Annotated in this window: 13 protein-coding genes and 1 pseudogene; 13 read left to right on the forward strand and 1 reads right to left on the reverse strand. The window is 65.8% G+C overall.

Going from position 1 to position 16,748, the window contains the following annotated elements:
• Window positions 1–46: 46 nt before the first annotated feature.
• Both QE444_RS05210 and QE444_RS05215 read left to right on the forward strand, forming a co-directional pair.
• Window positions 47–1,915 carry a PAAR domain-containing protein gene (locus QE444_RS05210; RefSeq protein WP_309737480.1) on the forward strand — a complete coding sequence of 623 codons (1,869 nt, stop codon included), beginning with the start codon at window positions 47–49 and terminating at the stop codon, window positions 1,913–1,915.
• Entirely contained in the window at window positions 1,912–2,601 is a 690-nt protein-coding gene (locus QE444_RS05215) for a DUF2931 family protein (RefSeq protein ID WP_309737481.1), read from the forward strand. The genes QE444_RS05210 and QE444_RS05215 overlap by 4 nt, the downstream gene beginning before the upstream one ends.
• A gap of 16 nt (window positions 2,602–2,617) precedes the next feature.
• On the opposite strand, the gene queG is transcribed toward QE444_RS05215, so the two are convergent.
• Window positions 2,618–3,682 (reverse strand): tRNA epoxyqueuosine(34) reductase QueG, encoded by a 1,065-nt coding sequence (queG, locus tag QE444_RS05220; protein ID WP_280311229.1) that lies wholly within the window; start codon window positions 3,680–3,682, stop codon window positions 2,618–2,620.
• Between the two features lie 61 nt (window positions 3,683–3,743).
• On the opposite strand from queG, the gene QE444_RS05225 reads away from it, so the two are divergent.
• From QE444_RS05225 to QE444_RS05275, 11 genes and pseudogenes are all read left to right on the forward strand, one after another.
• Complete coding sequence (locus QE444_RS05225) at window positions 3,744–5,231, forward strand: NAD(P)H-hydrate dehydratase (protein WP_309737482.1); 1,488 nt, start codon at window positions 3,744–3,746, stop codon at window positions 5,229–5,231.
• Complete coding sequence (gene tsaE / locus QE444_RS05230) at window positions 5,219–5,680, forward strand: tRNA (adenosine(37)-N6)-threonylcarbamoyltransferase complex ATPase subunit type 1 TsaE (protein WP_133862326.1); 462 nt, start codon at window positions 5,219–5,221, stop codon at window positions 5,678–5,680. Before QE444_RS05225 ends, tsaE begins: the two co-directional genes overlap by 13 nt.
• 38 nt (window positions 5,681–5,718) lie before the next feature.
• Entirely contained in the window at window positions 5,719–7,149 is a 1,431-nt protein-coding gene (locus tag QE444_RS05235; protein WP_158891399.1) for an N-acetylmuramoyl-L-alanine amidase, read from the forward strand.
• Window positions 7,142–9,041, forward strand: a pseudogene (gene mutL, locus QE444_RS05240) (DNA mismatch repair endonuclease MutL). The gene QE444_RS05235 and the pseudogene mutL overlap by 8 nt, the downstream one beginning before the upstream one ends.
• A gap of 42 nt (window positions 9,042–9,083) precedes the next feature.
• Window positions 9,084–10,064 carry a tRNA (adenosine(37)-N6)-dimethylallyltransferase MiaA gene (gene miaA / locus QE444_RS05245; protein ID WP_309737483.1) on the forward strand — a complete coding sequence of 327 codons (981 nt, stop codon included), beginning with the start codon at window positions 9,084–9,086 and terminating at the stop codon, window positions 10,062–10,064.
• An 87-nt stretch (window positions 10,065–10,151) separates the two neighbouring features.
• Window positions 10,152–10,397 (forward strand): RNA chaperone Hfq, encoded by a 246-nt coding sequence (gene hfq, locus QE444_RS05250; protein ID WP_007161156.1) that lies wholly within the window; start codon window positions 10,152–10,154, stop codon window positions 10,395–10,397.
• Between the two features lie 20 nt (window positions 10,398–10,417).
• Window positions 10,418–11,722 (forward strand): ribosome rescue GTPase HflX, encoded by a 1,305-nt coding sequence (hflX, locus tag QE444_RS05255; protein WP_309737486.1) that lies wholly within the window; start codon window positions 10,418–10,420, stop codon window positions 11,720–11,722.
• Window positions 11,723–11,820: 98 nt separating this feature from the next.
• On the forward strand, window positions 11,821–13,008 hold the full coding sequence (hflK, locus tag QE444_RS05260; RefSeq protein WP_158891391.1) for an FtsH protease activity modulator HflK: 1,188 nt from the start codon (window positions 11,821–11,823) through the stop codon (window positions 13,006–13,008).
• On the forward strand, window positions 13,008–13,877 hold the full coding sequence (gene hflC, locus QE444_RS05265) for a protease modulator HflC (RefSeq protein ID WP_017642910.1): 870 nt from the start codon (window positions 13,008–13,010) through the stop codon (window positions 13,875–13,877). The genes hflK and hflC overlap by 1 nt, the downstream gene beginning before the upstream one ends.
• 255 nt (window positions 13,878–14,132) lie before the next feature.
• Window positions 14,133–15,320 carry an ATP phosphoribosyltransferase regulatory subunit gene (locus QE444_RS05270; RefSeq protein ID WP_187981000.1) on the forward strand — a complete coding sequence of 396 codons (1,188 nt, stop codon included), beginning with the start codon at window positions 14,133–14,135 and terminating at the stop codon, window positions 15,318–15,320.
• A gap of 78 nt (window positions 15,321–15,398) precedes the next feature.
• Complete coding sequence (locus QE444_RS05275) at window positions 15,399–16,694, forward strand: adenylosuccinate synthase (protein WP_285389566.1); 1,296 nt, start codon at window positions 15,399–15,401, stop codon at window positions 16,692–16,694.
• Window positions 16,695–16,748: the final 54 nt, after the last annotated feature.

Consider the following 16,748-nt stretch of genomic DNA (forward strand, 5'->3'; position numbering starts at 1 on the left):
TTGTGCGGCATTTTTCAGGTCCCAGTTCCCGATAGGGAGATCGGTCGTGTCTGGAAAGCCTGCTGCTCGCCTGGGCGACGCCGTCGCCTGCCCCAAATGCGGTACCACCGCCCTGGTCCAGGGCTCCACCGATGTCGCTTTCGATGGCTTGCCCGCCGCCACCCTCGGCCATGCCTGCGGCTGTGGCGCGGTCCTGAGCGCCGCGGTCATCCCCACGGTCCTGATCAACGGCCGGCCTGCGGCGGTGCTCGGCAGCCTTACCAGCCATGGCGGCGTGATGATCGGCGGCTCGGGCAGCGTCATCATCGGCCTGGACGCCGGCGGCGCGGCCAAGGGCGCCTGCGCAAGCCATGCAGGCACTACCGGCCTGGCACCGGGGCAGGGCAAGCCTTCGGCACTTCGCTCCCGGGAACGACAGGGTATCGGGGAGCCTGCCAACCAACCGGAGAGCGCACCCGTTGCCAGGGATGAAGTCGCCGAACAGGCTGAGCGCCCGCTAGAACAGCGCATCACCCTGCGCATCGGCGTCTTCTTCGACGGCACCGGCAACAACCTCTTCAATGCCGCTACCGGTGCGGCTTGTCGGGCGGAAACCCAAGGGTTTGATGCCGATCAAGCCGAGAGCATCGCTCGTCACTGCCAGGCGTTCATGCGCGATCCGGATAGCAGTTATGCCAATGCCGATATGAACATCGTGCGGTTGTATCGGCTCTATCAAGACGATACTCAGCGTGCCGTCGAGCAGGATGAAAAGTCAGCGGCTATTCCGGTCTATATAGAAGGTATCGGCACTCGAGCCGGGCAACCTGATAGCGCCTTGTCCATGGGGACGGGCTTGGGTGCTAGTGGTGTGCTGAGTTGTGTTCAGACGTTTCCAGTCGCGTTCAGTGAGCGCTACGATCAATTCAAGCGCATCAACCCCGATGTCGTCGTTGAAGCCATCAAGTTCGATGTTTTTGGCTTTAGTCGCGGCGCCGCGGCCGCACGCCATTTCGCCAACGAGGTGCTCAAGGCCGGCGGCGGTATTGCTGCGACGGGTTTGGCTAAGTGCTTTTCGTGGCAGAGCGCTAAGGTCAGGCTCAACTTCATCGGGCTGTTCGATACCGTAACGGCGGTAGTAGACCCGAGGCGTGGCGACTTTACCCCGACTGATATCACCAACCCTGGCGTCAATCTCTATCTGCCTTCAGGGTGTGCAGACAAGGTGGTGCACCTGGTCGCCCGTGACGAGCACCGGCGCAACTTCGCCCTCACCAGTGTCGCGCCTCAGCATCAAGAGATCGCCCTACCAGGCGCCCATGCCGACCTGGGTGGTGGCTATGCTTCCGAGATGACCGAGCGCCTGCTCTTGACGCGACCGCACGCCTCGCGAGAGCGCTATGGCACCGATAGCCAGGCGGCCTGGAGCTATCGCCAAGCCCAGCGTGAGCTGGCGCAGTTGCAACGAGAGCCCTGGTACGACCCAGGTTCCACTACATTGGCAATCGACACCTGGCGCAATAACTTGCCACGTCCCCGCGGCGAGCTGCCGGAAACCGAGGTGATCGCCGCGATTCGCCTGGAACGTCAGGTGCGCGGTGAGCTGTCCTTGGTTTACTTGCGTGTGATGCATCGTCTAGCTGTTGCTCATGGTGCAGTCCTTTCCCCGATTCCTAGGTCGACAGACTTGGCAATTCCTGATGATTTACAAGGTGTCGCGGCTAAGCTGCAAGCCAACGCTCAGGGTGTTCCCCTACATATCGACCAAGCCGAAGCCCGGCTGCTGTTCAGTCGTTATGTGCATCTTTCCGCGCACTGGAACGCGCTATTGGGTAAAGACCTCAGCAACCTTGGCATCTTCTTCGTCAACGCTCCCACGGCCACTGGTCGGCGCAACGTCTATCCCAACCGCCCACAGCCAGGCTATCCCGAATGAGCCGTTGGCTGCTGTGCCTTATCCTTGTGCTTGGCCTGGTTGGCTGCCAAACCAATGCCACGCCCAAACCCAAGCTGCCCTATGACGCCTGGTACCTGGGTTTTCTAGCACCCAACTACATGCAGGTCTGGCTGGAACTGGCCAATGTCAGTGACATCGACGGTCGCTTTTTTCCCAATGCTATGGGCGGGGTAGTTGCCATGGGACAGCCAGCGAGTCTGTCAGCTACCGCCAAGGGCTGGCCTAGGAAAATCGGTTCGGGCAAAGGCCGCTACATGACCGGGCTAGATCTGCCCTATATGGTCGCTGTGCGCTGGCAATCGCTGGTCGAGCCCCAGACCTATCAGACGGTATTCGCCATTCCTGCCTGGGCGCGGAAGAAAATGCTCGAACGCCTGCCCGCTGACTGCCCGGTCAGTGGTCGCACTTCAGATTATCGCAAGGACCTGACCATCGGCTTGGCACCCGGTGGCGTCGTCAAGGTGTGGATCATGGGGCCTTGCCTAGATCCCATTGAGGTCTTGACTTTGCAAGCTGAGGTCGAGCCCAAAGGACCTGATCAAGGCCGCATGAGCGGCCAATATGCTCTGCCGCTGACCGAGGTCACCAAGGCTTATATCGACAAGTACGGCGTCCCCTATGGCAGCTGGTGGGCACCGATCCCCTACACCACGGTAGGGCCCTGAACGTCTAGCCTGCCGCTCAGGCCTCGCCGTGCCGCTGCAGCGCCCATTCCACGTGTTCGCGCACCAGGGGTGAGGGGTGTTCGCGCTGCAGCTTCAGGGCTTCCACAACCGGGATGCTGGTGGGGGCATTGCCCAGGCCGACGGCCAGATTGCGCAGCCAGCGCTCGTAGCCGGCACGGCGCAGGGGCGAGCCTTCGGTGCGGCTGAGGAATTCGGCTTCGGTCCAGCGGAACAGTTCGGCCAGGCTGGCGCTGTCCAGACTGTGACGCGGCTGGAAATCGCCTTCGGCAGTCGGCTTGGCGAAGCGATTCCAGGGGCAGACCAACTGGCAGTCGTCGCAGCCGAAGACCCGGTTGCCGATTAGTGGCCGCAGCTCCAGCGGGATGGAGCCCTTGAACTCGATGGTCAGGTAGGAGATGCAGCGCCGGGCGTCGAGCTGATAGGGGCCGATGAAGGCCTGGGTCGGGCAGATGTCCAGGCAGGCGCGGCAGGTGCCGCAGTGATCGCGCGGGGTAGGTTCGTCCACCGGCAGGGGCACATCGACGAAGAGTTCGCCGAGAAAGAACCAGCTGCCGGCCTTGCGATTGAGCACCAGGGTGTTCTTGCCGATCCAGCCCAGGCCGGCCTGTTCGGCGATGGCCTTTTCCAGCACCGGCGCACTGTCGACGAAGGCGCGATAGCCGAAGGGGCCGATCTCGCCCTGGATGCGCTCGGCCAGTTGTTGCAGGCGCTTGCGGATCAGCTTGTGGTAGTCGCGGCCCAGGGCGTAGCGCGAGACGTAGGCGGCCGCGCCGTCGGCCAGGCGCTCGCTCATGCGGGTGTCGCCGGGCAGGTAGTCCATGCGTAGGGAAACCACCCTCAGGGTCCCCGGGACCAGTTCGGCCGGTCGCGAACGTTTGCTGCCGTGCGCGGCCATATAGTCCATCTCGCCGTGGAAACCGGCGGCCAGCCAGCGCTCCAGATGTTCCTCGTGACGTGCCAGATCCAGCCCGGCGATGCCGGTCTGCTGAAAGCCCAATTCCCGACCCCAGGTCTTGATGAGGTCGGCCAGGGCGGCGAGATCGAGAGCGACAGCGGACATCGACGGGAACGCACAGGCAGGAGGGCCGCCTATTTTGCCAGACTCCGGAGGCTTTCCCAGCATGCACGACGAACTGCCGTTCCAGCTCTACAGCGCCCAGCAGGTACGGGATCTCGACGCCCAACTGATCGCCGGCGGTCTGCCCGGTCTCGAGTTGATGAGACGCGCGGCGGCCGTGGCCTGGCGCTCGTTGCGCCACGGCTGGCCCCATGCTGGCGCCCTCTGCGTGCTGGCCGGCGGCGGCAACAATGCCGGCGACGGCTATCTGGTCGCTGCGCTGGCGCGCAAGGCCGGCTGGCAGGCGCGGGTCTGGCACCTGGCCGAGCCGGCCGGACTCCAGGGCGATGCTGCCCAGGCCCATGCCGAGGCCCTCGCCGCCGGCGTGGATATCCAGCCCTGGCGCGCGGACGCTCCGCTGGAGGGGCTGGTGGTCGATGCCTTGCTGGGCACCGGGCTCAAGGGCGCCGCACGCGAGCCCTATGCCGCGGCCATCGAGCGGATCAACGCCAGCGAACTGCCGGTGGTGGCCATCGACCTGCCGTCCGGACTGGATGCCGACACCGGCGCTGCGGCGGGCGCTCTGGTGCGCGCAGATCTGACCATCACCTTCATCGGCCTCAAGCTCGGGCTGTTCACCGGCAAGGGCCCGGATCACGTCGGCAGTCTGGTATTCGAGCCGCTGGTGGAGGAGCCGCAGAATCCCGCCCATGCCACGGCCCAGCGCCTGGCGCCTGGCAACCTGCCACGCCTGGCGGCGCGCCCGCTCAATGCGCACAAAGGGCAATACGGTCATCTGCTGGTGATCGGCGGCGACGAAGGCACCGGTGGCGCAGCCATCATGACCAGCGAGGCGGCGCTGCGCTGCGGCGTGGGCATGCTCAGCCTGGCGACCCGGCCGTCCAATGTGACCGCGGTGCTGGCGCGGCGGCCGGAGGTCATGGTCGCCGGGGTGCACTCCAGTTTCGCCGTGCTGGAGCTGGCCAGGAAGGCCGATGTGCTCGCCGTCGGGCCGGGCCTGGGCCAGGGCGCCTGGGGCAAGGCCCTGGCCAGTGCCGCCGCGACGCTGGAAGTCGCCCAGGTCTGGGACGCCGATGCCCTCAATCTGCTGGCCGCCGGGATGGTCGAGGCGCCGCGCGGGCCCTGGGTGATGACGCCCCATCCGGGCGAAGCGGCGCGGCTGCTGGAGGTCTCGATCAAGGACATCGAAGCCGATCGCCCCGGCAGCGCCCGCGAACTGGCGCGGCGCTACGGCGGCGTGGCGCTGCTCAAGGGCTTCGGCACCCTGATCGCCCACCCGGACGGCCGCATGGCGCTGTGCGGAGAGGGGCATCCGGCGATGGCGACGGGTGGCCTGGGAGACATTCTCACCGGTATCATCGCTGCCCTGCTGGGGCAGGGGCTGGCGCCTTTCGAGGCCGCCTGTCTGGGCGCCTGGCTGCACGGCCGTGCCGGCGCCGAGCTGGGTCGCCAGGGCCGCGGTCTCGCTGCCAGCGATCTGCCCCCGGTCGCCCGCCAGTTGCTCGAGGAACTCCAGCCATGCCTGAACTGACCCTGCACGCCGCCGACGAAGACGCCATGTATGCCCTGGGTGCCCGCCTGGCCCAGGCCAGTGGCGGTCGCGGCGTGCTCTATCTGCACGGCGATCTGGGTGCCGGCAAGACCACTCTGTCGCGGGGCATCCTGCGCGGTCTCGGCCATGGCGGCGCGGTGAAGAGTCCGACCTTTACCCTGGTTGAACCCTACGAACTGGCCAGCGGTGCGGTCTATCACTTCGACCTCTACCGCCTGGCCGATCCGGAAGAACTGGAATTCATGGGGATTCGCGACTACTTCACACCCGAGGCCTTGTGCCTGGTGGAATGGCCCGAGCGCGGTCAGGGCTTTTTGCCAAAGCCGGACCTGGACATTACCATTACGCCACGCGCCGACGGCCGTGATCTACGCCTGGTCAGCCAGGGCGCTCACGGCGAGGCCTGGTGCGCCGCCCTCGCGCCCTAGGCGCCGATCCCTCGTTCTCCAGCTATACGGTCGCAGGCATGCGCAAGCGTTTTTTCAGGTCGGGACTCGGCCTGTTGTTGTTGATTCTCAGCAGTCAGTTGCTGGCCGCCACCCAGATCAAGGGCATGCGCGTCTGGCGCGCGCCCGACAATACCCGTCTGGTGTTCGATCTGACCGGCCCGGTCAAGGCCAGCGTCTTCACCCTCAGTGCCCCGGATCGCATCGTCATCGACCTGTCCGGCGCGCAGCTCGACGGTGGGCTGAACGAAAAGCCGCTGCGCAACACCCCCATCACCGGCTTGCGGGCGGCCCAGCGCTCGCCGGGCGAGGTGCGCCTGGTACTGGACACCAAGGGTGCCCTGACGCCCAAGAGTTTTACCCTGGCGCCCAACAAGGAATACGGCAATCGCCTGGTGGTCGATCTCTACGACCAGGGCACCGACCCTGCCGCCAGCGATATTCCCGCCACCGTCACGCCCAACCTGCCGGCCACCCCGGTGACCCCGGCCCAGCCGGCGACCCGTCTGCCCTCCAGCCCCAGCGGCAAGCGCGACGTGGTGGTGGTGATCGACCCCGGTCATGGCGGTGAGGATCCGGGCGCCATCGGCCGCGGCCGGCTGTACGAGAAGAACGTGGTGCTGGCCATCGCCAAGCAGCTGCAGGCCAATCTCAATCGGCAGAAGGGCTTTCGCGCCGAGCTGACCCGCACCAGCGACTACTTCATCCCGTTGCGCCAGCGACAGGTCATCGCCCGCAAGAAGGGGGCCGACCTATTCATCTCCATCCATGCCGACTCCGCGCCCAGCGCCAGCGCCGAGGGCGTCACCGTCTTCGCCCTGTCCCAGCGCGGCGCCACCTCCGAGGCAGCGCGCTGGCTGGCCGATGCGGAAAACCGCTCCGACCAGGTCGGTGGGGTGTCCGATGCCCTGGACAACAAGGACCCGATGCTCGCCGGGGTGCTCATGGACCTGTCCATGACCGCCACCGTGGCCTCCAGTCTGGAGGTCGGCCAGACCATCCTCGGTCAGGTCGGGCGCGCGACCAAGCTCCTGCATTCGCGGGTGGAGCAGGCCGGCTTCATGGTGCTGAAATCGCCGGACATTCCCTCGATCCTGGTGGAGACCGGCTTCATCACCAATGCCAACGAGTCGGCCAAGCTGGCCAGTCCGGCGCACCAGGGCCTGCTCGCCCGGCAGATCCAGGCCGGTATCGTGCAGTACTTCCAGCATCGTCCGCCGCCAGGCACCTACCTGGCCTGGCAGCGCGAGCAGCGGGGCGACAAGGTCGGCAGCGTGCGCGGCTTCGATCAGCACCGGGTGCAGCCGGGCGAAAGCCTGAGCCTCATCGCCCGCCGCTATGATGTCGACCTTTCCACCCTGCGCGCCGCCAACGGGCTGCGCGGCAATCGCATCCGCTCCGGTCAGGTGTTGACCATCCCCACCCACGAACTGGCGGCCAGCAATGACTGAACCCCGGCGCATCCAGCTGCTCAGCCCGCGGCTGTCCAACCAGATCGCCGCCGGCGAGGTAGTCGAACGCCCCGCCTCGGTGGCCAAGGAGCTGCTGGAGAACAGCCTGGACGCCGGTGCCCGGCGCATCGACATCGAGGTGGAGCAGGGCGGGGTCAAGCTGCTGCGCATCCGCGACGACGGGCATGGCATCCCGGCGGATGACCTGCACCTGGCCCTGGCGCGCCATGCCACCAGCAAGATCTATCACCTGGACGAACTGGAAAGCGTCACCAGCCTGGGCTTTCGCGGCGAGGCCCTGGCGTCGGTCAGTTCGGTGTCGCGCCTTACCCTGACCTCGCGTTTTCGCGGCGAGGACCAGGCCTGGCAGGTGGAGACCGAAGGCCGCGAGATGCAGCCACGGGTGCAGCCCGCCGCCCATCCCCAGGGCACCTCGGTGGAGGTGCGCGACCTGTTCTTCAATACCCCGGCGCGGCGCAAGTTCCTGCGCGCCGAAAAGACCGAATTCGATCACCTGCAGGAAGTGGTGCGGCGCCTGGCGCTGGCGCGCTTCGACGTGGGTTTTCATCTGCGACACAACGGCAAGAGCGTGCTGGCCCTGCATCCGGCGAGCGATCCCCAGAGCCAGGGGCGGCGCGTCGGCGCGGTCTGCAGCCCGGCCTTTCTCGAACAGGCGCTGCCGCTGGAGCACGAGCGCAACGGCCTGCGCCTGTGGGGCTGGGTCGGCCTGCCGACCTTTTCGCGCAGCCAGGCGGATCTGCAGTACTTCTATGTCAACGGCCGTATGGTGCGCGACAAGCTGGTCGCCCACGCGGTGCGCCAGGCCTATCGCGACGTTCTCTACAACGGCCGCCACCCCGGCCTTCGTGCTGTTCCTGGAAGTGGATCCGGCGGTGGTGGACGTCAACGTCCATCCCACCAAGCACGAGGTGCGCTTCCGCGACAGCCGCCAGGTGCACGACTTCCTCTACGGCACCCTGCACCGCGCCCTGGGCGATATTCGCCCGGACGACCAGCTCGCCGTGGTGGCGCCCACGGCGCCAGCGCCGCTGAGCGGTCCGGCCGCCGGTGAATTCGGCCCCCAGGGCGAGATGCGCCTGGCCGCCGCCATGTTGCACGACAGCCCTCCGCCGCCGGCCCAGCCCTTCGCCGGTGGCGGCTGGGCGGGCGGCGCCGCGCATTACGCGCCCACCCCGCAGCCCTATGCGGGCGCGCCGGTTGCCGAGGTGCAGAGCGCCTACAAGGCCTTCTTCGCGCCGCTGCCGGAGGGTGCCGAAGCCGCGTCCCTGCCGGTGGAGCAAGGCGACGTACCGCCGCTGGGTTATGCCCTGGCGCAACTCAAGGGCATCTACATCCTCGCCGAGAATGCCCAGGGCCTGATCCTGGTGGACATGCACGCCGCCCACGAGCGCATCACCTACGAGCGGCTCAAGGTAGCCATGGCCAGCGAAGGCCTGCGCGGTCAGCCGCTGCTGGTGCCGGAATCCCTGGCGGTCAGCGAGCGCGAGGCCGATTGCGCCGAAGAGCACGGCCAGTGGTTCGAGCGGCTCGGCTTCGAATTGCAGCGGCTCGGCCCCGAGAGCCTGGCCATCCGGCAGATCCCCGCGCTGCTCAAGCAGGCCCAGGCCGCGCGACTGGTGCAGGACGTGCTCGCCGACCTGCTGGACTATGGCACCAGCGATCGCATCCAGGCGCACCTCAACGAATTGCTCGGCACCATGGCCTGCCATGGCTCGGTACGCGCCAACCGGCGGCTGACCCTGCCGGAGATGAATGCCCTGCTGCGCGACATGGAAACCACCGAGCGCAGCGGCCAGTGCAACCACGGTCGGCCCACCTGGGCCCAGCTCAGCCTGGACGACCTGGACAAACTCTTCCTGCGCGGCCGCTGACCGCCCCGCCGTGTCCCGCCCGGCGCCCTTCGAGAATCCCTCATGACCGCCCCCCTGCCGCCCGCCATATTTCTCATGGGGCCAACCGCCTCCGGCAAGACCGATCTCGCCATCGAGCTGGCACGGCTGCTGCCCATAGAGCTGATCAGCGTGGACTCGGCGCTCATCTATCGCGGCATGGACATAGGCACCGCCAAACCTGACGCCGAGCTGCTGGCCGCCCATCCGCACCGGCTGGTGGACATCCGCGATCCCGCCGAGAGCTATTCCGCCGCCGAATTTCGTACCGATGCCCTGGCGGCCATGGCCGAGATCACCGCGGACGGACGCATCCCCCTGCTGGTGGGCGGCACCATGCTCTACTTCAAGGCCCTGCTCGAAGGCCTGGCCGACATGCCGGGGGCCGATGCCGGGGTGCGCGCTGAGATCGAGGCGCTGGCGGCCACGGCGGGCTGGGGCGAGATCCATCGGCAACTGGCCGAGGTCGATCCGGTGTCGGCCGCGCGCATCCATCCCAACGACCCCCAGCGGCTCCTGCGCGCCCTCGAGGTGTATCGGGTCAGCGGCCAGTCGATGACCGCGCATCGCGCGCTGCAAATGAGCGCCAATGCCGATTCGAACGGCGCGCGCCAGACGCAATTACCCTATACTGTGGCCCAATTGATCCTGGCGCCCGGTCGGCGTGAGGTGCTCCATGCGCGTATCGCCGAGCGCTTCAATCTGATGCTGGAACAGGGCTTCATCGACGAAGTTTCAGCCTTGCGGGAACGTCCCGATCTGCATCCTGGTCTGCCGTCCATGCGATCCGTAGGCTATCGTCAGGTGTGGGAGTTCCTGGAAGGGGAATGCACGCGGGAAGAGATGGTGGCGCGTGGCGTTGCGGCGACGCGGCAATTGGCGAAGCGGCAGTTGACCTGGTTGCGTGGCTGGCCCGCCGCGCACAGCTTCGACAGCCTGGCTTGTGACAATCTGCCGCGGATCTTGAAATGCCTGGCCGGTGACACCATATCGCTCCACAGCTGAATCGTTTTTGTCCGCGTGTCCATGGTGGGCAGCGGAAACTGGCATGTCGCCAGATCGGTATTTTCATTTCCTTAGGAGAGCGACACGATGTCAAAAGGGCATTCGCTACAAGACCCTTACCTGAACACCCTGCGTAAAGAGCGCGTTCCGGTTTCCATCTATCTCGTCAACGGTATCAAGCTGCAGGGTCAGATCGAGTCCTTCGACCAGTTCGTGATTCTGCTCAAGAACACCGTCAGCCAGATGGTCTACAAGCATGCAATCTCCACCGTGGTGCCGAGCCGCCCGGTCCGTCTGCCCAGCTCCGAGACGAGCGAGTCGGATAGCGAATAAATAACAAGAGGAGCGCCCTGTTGTTCTTCGAGCGTCACGAAGGTGGTGAGCGGGCCATTCTGGTCCATTTGGAAGGCCTGCATCCCGAGGCGCGCGAAGATCCTCAGGAGTTTCTCGAACTCGCGCGATCGGCGGGTGCGGAGACCGTGTCTTTCGTCACGGTGAATCGCAGTCAGCCGACCGCGCGTTATCTCATCGGTACCGGCAAGGTCGAGGAACTGCACGATCAGGTGCACGTCCATGCCGCCGATCTGGTCATCTTCAACCATGACCTCACGCCCAGTCAGGAACGCAACCTCGAAAAAGCCTTCGAGTGCCGCGTCCTCGACCGCACGGGCCTCATTCTCGATATCTTCGCCCAGCGCGCCCGGACCCACGAGGGCAAGCTGCAGGTGGAACTCGCCCAGCTCGAACACATGAGCACGCGGCTGGTACGCGGCTGGACCCACCTCGAACGGCAGAAGGGCGGTATCGGTCTGCGCGGTCCGGGTGAAACCCAGCTGGAGACCGACCGCCGTCTCCTGCGGATCCGCATCCGCCAGATCCGCCAGCGCCTGGACAAGGTGCGCAGCCAGCGCGAGCAGGCCCGTCGTGGGCGTCGGCGGGCCGAGATCCCCTCGGTGTCCCTGGTCGGTTATACCAACGCCGGCAAGTCCACCCTGTTCAACAGCCTCACCGAATCCGGCGTCTATGCGGCCAACCTGCTGTTCGCCACCCTCGACCCCACCCTGCGCCGTCTGGAGCTGCCGGATCTGGGGCCGATCGTGCTGGCCGATACCGTGGGCTTCATCCGCCATCTGCCGCACAAGCTGGTCGAGGCGTTCCGCGCGACCCTGGAGGAATCCAGCAACTCCGACCTGTTGCTGCACGTGATCGATGCCCACGAGGACGATCGCCAGCTGCAGATCGAGCAGGTCGAGGCGGTGCTACACGAAATCGGCGCCGATGAGCTGCCGATGCTGGAAATCTACAACAAGCTCGATCTGCTCGACGGGGTCGAGCCCCATATCCAGCGCGACGACGAAACCGGACGCCCGATCCGGGTCTGGGTGTCGGCGCGCGAAGGTCGCGGTCTGGAGCTGGTCGGTCAGGCCGTCGCCGAATTGCTTGGCGAGGATCTCTTCGTCGGCGTGCTGCGCCTGCCTCAGCGGCATGCCCGGCTGCGCGCGCAGCTGTTCGACCTGGGCGTGGTTCGCCAGGACGATCATGATGACGAAGGCAACATCCTGTTGTCTGTACGAGTACCCCGCGCCGAACTCAATCGACTGCTCAGCCGGGCCGGTGAAGAACCGGAAGTCTTTATCCAGCAACATGTTTTGCAATAAACCCCCGCTCGGCGCTTTTGTTCGGGCAGGGACCATCCGGTAGCATTGGTCGGCGCGCCATTTCGGCGCGTTTTCGCGTTATCAGTAGGGAGAGCGCTATGGCTTGGAACGAGCCCGGTGGCAACTCGAACAATCAAGACCCCTGGGGCGGCCGCAACAACAACGGTGGCGGCAATGGTGGACGCAAGGGGCCGCCGGATCTCGACGAAGCCTTGCGTAAGTTTCAGGACCGCATCAACCGCCTCGTCGGCGGCAAGAAGCGGTCCGGCGGCAGTGGCGGCGACAGTTTCGGCTCGGGTGGTGGCAAGGGTTTGCTGCTCCTGGGCGTACTGCTGGTCGGCGCGCTCTGGCTGTACAACGCCGTCTACGTCGTGGACGAGCAGGAGCAGGCGGTGGTGCTGCGCCTGGGCAAATACCATGAGACGGTAGGGCCCGGCCTGAACATCTACTTCCCGCCCTTCGAGACCAAGTACCAGGAAAACGTGACCCGTGAGCGGGCCTACAGCAAGCAGGGCGCCATGCTGACCCAGGACGAGAACATCGTCGAGGTGCCGCTGACCGTCCAGTACCGCATCACCAACCTCAAGGACTTCGTCCTCAACGTCGACCAGCCCGAGGTCAGCCTGCAGCAGGCGACCGACAGCGCCGTGCGCCACGTGGCCGGCTCCTCGACCATGGATCAGTTGCTGACCGACGGCCGCGAGCAGGTCGCCACCAATGTGCGCGAGCGTCTGCAGCGCTTCCTCGACACCTATGGCACCGGCATCACGGTGACCCAGGTGAACATCCAGAGCGCGGCGGCGCCGCGTGAAGTTCAGGAAGCCTTCGACGACGTGATCCGTGCTCGCGAGGATGAACAGCGCGAGAAGAACCAGGCCGAAGCCTATGCCAATGGCGTGATCCCCGAGGCTCGCGGTGCTGCCCAGCGCATCATCGAGGAAGCCAACGGCTATCGCGACGAAGTCGTGGCCCGTGCCCAGGGTGATGCCTCGCGCTTCAGCCAGCTGGCGGTCCAGTACGCGGCCAATCCGCAGCTGACCCGCGAGCGTCTGTACATCGAGACGATGCAGGAAGTGCTTGGCCAGTCGAGCAAGATAATGGTCACCGGTCAGGCCGGCCAGAATCTGCTCTATCTGCCGCTCGACAAGCTGATGCAGAACCGTGCCCCGGCACCGACCTCGGCCATCAGCAGCGGTGCTGCCCCGGCGGCATCGAGCGACACGGCGGCCTCGGTCATTCGCAATCTGCCGCAGTCCACCGAAGCGCGTACGAGGGAGAGCCGCTGATGAGCAACAAATCGCTGGCCGCGCTGATCGTCGTGGTCGTTCTGGGCCTTGCGGCCTGGAGCAGTCTGTTCGTGGTGAAGGAGACCGAGCGCGCGGTGATGCTGCGCTTCGGTCGTGTGGTCGAGCCCAACCTGGAGCCCGGTCTGCACTTCAAGATCCCGTACGTCAACCGGGTACGCAAGTTCGATGCCCGCCTGCAGACGCTGGATACCCCGACGCAGCGTTTCCTGACGCTGGAAAAGAAAGCGGTGATGGTCGATGCCTACGCCAAGTGGCGCATCTTCAATGCCGATCGCTACTACACCGCGACTTCGGGCCTCAAGCAGATCGCCGACGAACGCCTGCTGCGCCGCCTGGAAGCGGGACTGCGTGACCAGTTCGGTCGTCGCACCCTGCATGAGGTGGTCTCCGGTGAGCGGGACGCCATGGTCGGTTCGCTGACCGCGGCGCTGAACAAGATGGCCAACCAGGAGCTGGGTATCGAGGTACTGGACGTGCGCGTTAAGGCCATCGACCTGCCCAAGGAAGTCAGTCGCAGCGTCTATGAGCGGATGAGTACCGAGCGCGAACGGGAAGCCCGTGAGCACCGTGCCAAGGGTCGCGAACTGGCCGAAGGCATCCGTGCCGACGCCGATCGTCAGCGCCGCGTGCTGCTGGCCGAAGCCTATCGCCAGGCCGAACAGGCTCGCGGTGAGGGTGATGCCCAGGCGGCCCAGGTGTATTCCCAGGCCTACTCGAAGAATCCGTCGTTCTTCTCCTTCTATCGCAGCCTGCAGGCCTATCGCTCCAGCTTCTCCAGCAAGAGCGATGTCCTGGTGCTGGATCCGAAGAGCGATTTCTTCAAGTATTTCCAGAGTCCGGGGCAGTGAGGTCCGGGATGAACGACGGCTAGGCTTCGCTCGTCGTTCATCCCCGATCGCCGATTTTTTCGTGTTATCATGAATCAGCCGGGGCCATCCCCGGCTTTTTTGCGTCCGTACGAAACCCGTGGAAGGGCGACGCCCTGGCTGATCCGGGTAGCAATCCACGGCAGAGCGGCTTGATCCGGCGGCAGGATTCTCCAGGAATCCACTGCGCCGACCTCGGCAGCCGCGTGCCGATCCATGACATGGAGAAGAGGCCTAATGGCTACGGTAGACCGCTGGCTGCTGCCTGACGGTATCGAGGAAATCCTGCCGCCCGACGCGGCGCGCATCGAAGGCGCTCGGCGCCGGGTGCTGGAACTGTTCCATTGCTGGGGCTACGAGTTCGTCATCACCCCGCACCTGGAATTCCTGGAATCGCTGCTCACCGGCGCGGCCAAGGAGCTGGAGCTGCGCACCTTCAAGGTGACCGATCCCAGTTCCGGTCGCCTCATGGGCTTCCGCTCCGACATCACGCCCCAGGTGGCGCGCATGGAAGCCCATAGCCTCAAGCAGAGCGGCCCAAGCCGACTGTGCTATGCCGGCAGCGTGCTGCATACCCGTCCCCGTGCCCTGTCTACCTCGCGCAGCCCGATCCAGGTCGGCGCCGAGCTCTATGGCGTGCCCGGCAGCGAAGGGGATCTGGAAGTCATCAGCCTGATGCTCGATGTGCTCGAGCAGGCCCAGGTGCCCGATATCCACATGGATCTGGGGCACGTGGGAATCTATCGCGGGCTGTGCCAGGCGGCCGGCATCTCCGGCGCCAGCGAGCAGCAGCTGTTCGATGCCCTGCAGCGCAAGGCGGTGGACGAGATCGGCGAGCTGACCGCCGAGTTGCCCGCCGCCGAGCGCGGCTGGCTGCGTGCCCTGGTCGAGCTCAGCGGCGATGCCGCAGTGCTCGACCAGGCCCGGCAGCGGCTGGCGGGTGCGCCCGCAGGCGTCCTGCAGTCGCTGGACGAGCTGATCGCTCTGGCCGAATCGCTCAGGGGTCGTTTCCCGGGCGTGCCGCTGTATTTCGATCTGGGCGAGCTGCGCGGTTATCACTACCACACCGGGGTGGTCTTCGCCGCCTTCGTGCCGGGCACCGGGCAGTCCATCGCCCAGGGTGGTCGCTATGACAACATCGGTGCCGACTTCGGGCGTTCGCGTCCCGCCACCGGTTTTTCCACCGATCTGAAGACCCTCGTCGAGCTGGGCACCGCCGTGCTCGACGAACCACGTCGCGGCATCTGGGCGCCGGCTGGCCATGCGCCGGTGCTCTGGCAGGCGGTGCGCGAATTGCGCGCCGCGGGCGAGCGGGTGGTGCAGGCCACCGGTCATGACGACGCGGACCAGCTGCACAGCTCGGGTTGCGATCGCCGCCTGGTCGAGCAGCAGGGCGCCTGGGTCGTGGTGCCCTTGAATTCCTAAGCACCGGATCTGGCATCCGGGTGAACGTGAGCATCGTCGGCCTGGCCGACAGAAATCTTCCTGACAGGGGATAAGGTTATGGGTAAGAACGTCGTCGTCCTGGGCACCCAGTGGGGTGATGAGGGCAAGGGCAAGATCGTGGATCTGCTGACCGACCAGGCCGCTGCCGTGGTGCGTTATCAGGGCGGTCACAATGCCGGCCACACGCTGGTCATCGATGGCCAGAAGACCATCCTGCGGCTGATTCCCTCGGGCATCCTGCGCGCCGACACCCAGTGCCTGATTGGCAATGGCGTGGTGCTGTCGCCGGAAGCCCTGTTCAAGGAAGTCGGCGAGCTGGAAGCGCGCGGCGTGCCGGTGCGCGAGCGCCTGCGCATCAGCTCGGCCTGCTCGCTGATCCTGCCCTATCACGTGGCCCTGGATCAGGCGCGTGAGAAGGCCCGTGGCGAAGCCAAGATCGGCACCACCGGTCGCGGCATCGGCCCGGCCTACGAAGACAAGATCGCCCGTCGCGGTCTGCGTGTCGGCGATCTGTTCCACCCGGAGCGTTTCGCGGTCAAGCTCAAGGAAGTGCTGAACTACCACAATTTCGTCCTGCAGAACTACTTCAACGAGCCGCCGGTGGACTTCCAGAAGACCTACGACGAGGCGATGGAGCACGCCAAGGTCATGCAGCCGCTGGTCATGGACGTCGTCAGTCGTCTGCACGAGCTGCGCAAGGCCGGTGAGAACCTGATGTTCGAAGGTGCCCAGGGCACCCTGCTGGACATCGACCACGGCACCTATCCCTTCGTTACCAGTTCCAACACCACCGCCGGTGGCGTGGCGACCGGTTCCGGCGTGGGTCCGTTGTACCTGGACTACATCCTCGGCATCACCAAGGCCTACACCACCCGCGTCGGCTCCGGTCCCTTCCCGACCGAGCTGTTCGACGAGACCGGTGCCTACCTGGCCAAGCAGGGCCATGAATTCGGCTCCGTCACCGGTCGTCCGCGCCGTTGCGGCTGGTTCGACGCCGTCATCCTGCGTCGCTCCATCGAGATCAACAGCATCTCCGGCCTGTGCCTGACCAAGCTGGACGTGCTCGACGGTCTGGAAACCGTGCGCATCTGCACCGGTTACAAGGATGCCGCCGGCAACCTGCTGACCGAGGCGCCCACCGACGCCGACAGCTACACCGGTCTGCAGCCGGTGTACGAGGACATGCCCGGCTGGAGCGAATCCACCGTGGGTGCCCAGAGCCTCGAGGCGCTGCCGGCCAATGCCCAGGCCTACATCCGCCGTATCGCCGAGCTGGTCGAGGCGCCGATCGACATCGTCTCGACCGGTCCGGATCGCAAGGAAACCATCGTGCTGCGCCATCCTTTCGCCTGATGCGCTAAAAGGATGCAGCCTGAAAGCCCCGCCCCGCGGGGCTTTTCTGTTTTC

The sequence above is a fragment of the Pseudomonas sp. SORGH_AS_0199 genome (assembly GCF_031453735.1).
GTDB classification, from domain to species: domain Bacteria; phylum Pseudomonadota; class Gammaproteobacteria; order Pseudomonadales; family Pseudomonadaceae; genus Chryseomonas; species Chryseomonas aestiva.

Bases quoted from the DNA above. Each gene is read 5' to 3' on its own strand.
- hflK (WP_158891391.1), top strand. From the start codon at position 11,821: ATGGCTTGGAACGAGCCCGGTGGCAACTCGAACAATCAAGACCCCTGG.
- QE444_RS05235 (WP_158891399.1), top strand. From the start codon at position 5,719: ATGCGCAAGCGTTTTTTCAGGTCGGGACTCGGCCTGTTGTTGTTGATT.
- queG (WP_280311229.1), bottom strand. From the start codon at position 3,682: ATGTCCGCTGTCGCTCTCGATCTCGCCGCCCTGGCCGACCTCATCAAG.
- QE444_RS05215 (WP_309737481.1), top strand. From the start codon at position 1,912: ATGAGCCGTTGGCTGCTGTGCCTTATCCTTGTGCTTGGCCTGGTTGGC.
- QE444_RS05225 (WP_309737482.1), top strand. From the start codon at position 3,744: ATGCACGACGAACTGCCGTTCCAGCTCTACAGCGCCCAGCAGGTACGG.
- hflC (WP_017642910.1), top strand. From the start codon at position 13,008: ATGAGCAACAAATCGCTGGCCGCGCTGATCGTCGTGGTCGTTCTGGGC.
- QE444_RS05275 (WP_285389566.1), top strand. From the start codon at position 15,399: ATGGGTAAGAACGTCGTCGTCCTGGGCACCCAGTGGGGTGATGAGGGC.
- QE444_RS05270 (WP_187981000.1), top strand. From the start codon at position 14,133: ATGGCTACGGTAGACCGCTGGCTGCTGCCTGACGGTATCGAGGAAATC.
- tsaE (WP_133862326.1), top strand. From the start codon at position 5,219: ATGCCTGAACTGACCCTGCACGCCGCCGACGAAGACGCCATGTATGCC.
- hfq (WP_007161156.1), top strand. From the start codon at position 10,152: ATGTCAAAAGGGCATTCGCTACAAGACCCTTACCTGAACACCCTGCGT.
- miaA (WP_309737483.1), top strand. From the start codon at position 9,084: ATGACCGCCCCCCTGCCGCCCGCCATATTTCTCATGGGGCCAACCGCC.